The sequence below is a fragment of the Methylocystis suflitae genome (assembly GCF_024448135.1).
In the GTDB taxonomy this organism is placed as follows: Bacteria; Pseudomonadota; Alphaproteobacteria; order Rhizobiales; family Beijerinckiaceae; genus Methylocystis; species Methylocystis suflitae.
The window spans coordinates 1-2473 of the sequence record NZ_JAMRYX010000237.1 but is presented as its reverse complement, the minus strand read 5'-3'; the positions used below and the strand labels follow the sequence as shown (position 1 = coordinate 2473).

Sequence of the window (2473 nt, the reverse complement as noted above, 5' to 3'; positions counted from 1 at the left end):
CCGCGGGCTATCGCGCAGCTCGACGCAAACTTCCTCGTAACGAGTCATTTAATGAACCCTACAGGCGCAGGTCGGCCTGATCAGGGCCGAGTACATATTTGAGATCGTAGAGCACATGCTCCTCTTTGCCGAAGCCCCTGACGGCCCCGCCGAGTTCGCGAAACTCGTCATGCGCCACCGCCAGGATGATTGCGTCATAGGCACCCGGCTGCGGCGCTTTGATGATGGCCAAGCCATATTCCTTTTGCGCCTCCTCGGCGCTGGCCCAGGGGTCGTAAACATCGACGTTGGCGTTATAGTCGGCGAGTTCGCGAACGATGTCGACGACGCGGGTATTGCGCAAATCCGGGCAATTTTCCTTGAAGGTCAGGCCCATCACCAGGATACGCGCGCCTTCAACATGGATGCGCCGCCGGATCAGCGCCTTCACCAGCTGGGACGTCACATAGGCGCCCATGCGGTCATTAAGACGACGACCGGCGAGAATGATTTCCGGGTGATAGCCGATCGCCATCGCCTTATGGGTCAAATAATAGGGATCGACCCCGATGCAGTGGCCGCCGACGAGGCCGGGACGAAACGGCAAGAAATTCCACTTGGTGCCGGCGGCTTCGAGCACCGCCTCCGTGTCGATGCCCATCCGATTGAAGATGATCGCCAGTTCGTTGATCAGCGCGATGTTGAGATCACGCTGGGTGTTTTCGATCACCTTGGCGGCCTCGGCGACTTTGATGCTCGACGCCTTGTGAGTGCCGGCGACAATGATCTCGCCATAGAGTCGGTCGATGAGCTCGGCGACGTCGGGCGTCGAGCCAGCTGTGATCTTCTTGATCGTCGACACGCGGTGCAGCTTGTCGCCCGGATTGATACGCTCTGGGCTATAGCCGGCATAAAAATCGACATTGAACTTTAGTCCGGAGACACTTTCGAGCACCGGCATGCAGTCGTCTTCTGTCGCTCCGGGATAGACGGTCGATTCGTAAACGACGATGTCGCCTTTCTTCAAGACCTTGCCGATGATTCCTGACGCTTTGATCAGCGGCGAGAGGTCGGGACGCTTGTGCTCGTCGATTGGCGTTGGCACGGTGACGATATAGAAGTTGCAGTTGGCGAGATTGGAGAGATCCATGGTGTAACGCAACCCTGTCGCCAAGCGTAGTTCGTCATCACTGACTTCGAGCGTGGAGTCATGGCCAGCGTTAAGTGCAGCGATACGCGCGGCATTGATGTCGAAACCGACGACCTTGCGCCGCTTGCCGAACTCCACAGCAAGCGGCAGGCCTACGTAGCCAAGTCCAATGATGCCGAGCTTAATTTCCGAGGGATCTTTAGTGGGAGTCATAATGACTGAACTACCTTGCGCTTTTGTCTGGTGATCAAGCGTTGAGATTGAGATCGTCAAGGCACAGAGCGACGAACTCGGCTACACCGGCGTCGTAGCGACTTTTCGTCCGCACGTAGGATTTCGGTCAGCGGGGTCGGCAGCACACCAACTCGCCACGCGTCCTTCTTACCTCGTCATTAGCCAGATTTTTCTTAAGTTCTTGAGATGATTGCCAAGAGTAGGGCGGTCTCGACCGCATCGACGGGGATGCAACTTCGTGACTGCGAAGTGTATTCATCGCCGTGTCGAAATGACGCTGTCGACTAACGACTCGTCGACCGTTGGGGATCAACGTGGCCGATCTTTGGGGCCGGAACAATAAAGTCAGCCCACGCTACCGCCATTCGGGTGAAGCAGCTGCTTCTCCCGTCACAAGGTGCATAGATCGCCGCGCCTAGTGTGCGGCAACCATAATTACGTCGCTTCAAGTGCCCCGCGGTCTAATAGTGCAGGCACCCTGCCGCCCATGATGTCGAGCAACACACGAACGCGGCCGCTGGCGTTAAGCCGCTCCAAGCAGCCAATGGCATTTGCAAATACGCCTGACGTGACACGGACCGACTGCCCTACCCGCAAATCCCGATCAAAACGCATCAGGCCGTTGTCATCGGCGTAAGTAAGCAGTTGCTCAACCACTCCGAGGGGAACTGGCTGGGGAGTTTCTCCTGCCATGATAAGATTTGAAACACCGAAGGTTCCGTTAATGGGTCGCCAACGATCTCGACCCAGTTCGAGAATTACGAACATATATGACGGGAAGATGGCGCTTTGCACCGTTCGCAGCTTCCGAGCATGTCGGACGGCCTTCGGAATGCGCGGTAAAAAGACGCGGAATCCTTGGCGTAGAAGCTGGAATTCAGCTTTCATCTCCTGTCGGGGTAGCGAGCGGACGACAAACCATCGCTCTTCTCCCGTCAAGATTAGAGTTTCACGTCGAATGCCCCAAGGCAGAATCCCACCAAATGGTGGCCTTGACAACTGCACCTCTGATCCCCCACCCCAGCACTCGAATATTTCTTTTTGAGTGGCATGCTTCAGCGAATTCAGCCACGATCTTCATATCTTACCCAAATTGGGCGCTTTTGAGAA

At 56.2% G+C, this 2473-nt stretch carries 2 protein-coding genes; both read right to left on the bottom strand.

The genetic code is table 11. The features are described from left to right. Nucleotides 1–58: 58 nt before the first annotated feature. Complete coding sequence (tviB, locus tag NEI07_RS18395) at nt 59–1342, bottom strand: Vi polysaccharide biosynthesis UDP-N-acetylglucosamine C-6 dehydrogenase TviB (protein ID WP_256036644.1); 1284 nt, start codon at nt 1340–1342, stop codon at nt 59–61. Between the two features lie 456 nt (nt 1343–1798). Beyond that, on the bottom strand, nt 1799–2368 hold the full coding sequence (gene nusG / locus NEI07_RS18390; RefSeq protein ID WP_256036642.1) for a transcription termination/antitermination protein NusG: 570 nt from the start codon (nt 2366–2368) through the stop codon (nt 1799–1801). Nucleotides 2369–2473: the final 105 nt, after the last annotated feature.

Excerpts from the sequence above, each read along its gene's own strand:
- tviB (WP_256036644.1), bottom strand. The coding sequence starts at position 1,342 with ATGACTCCCACTAAAGATCCCTCGGAAATTAAGCTCGGCATCATTGGA.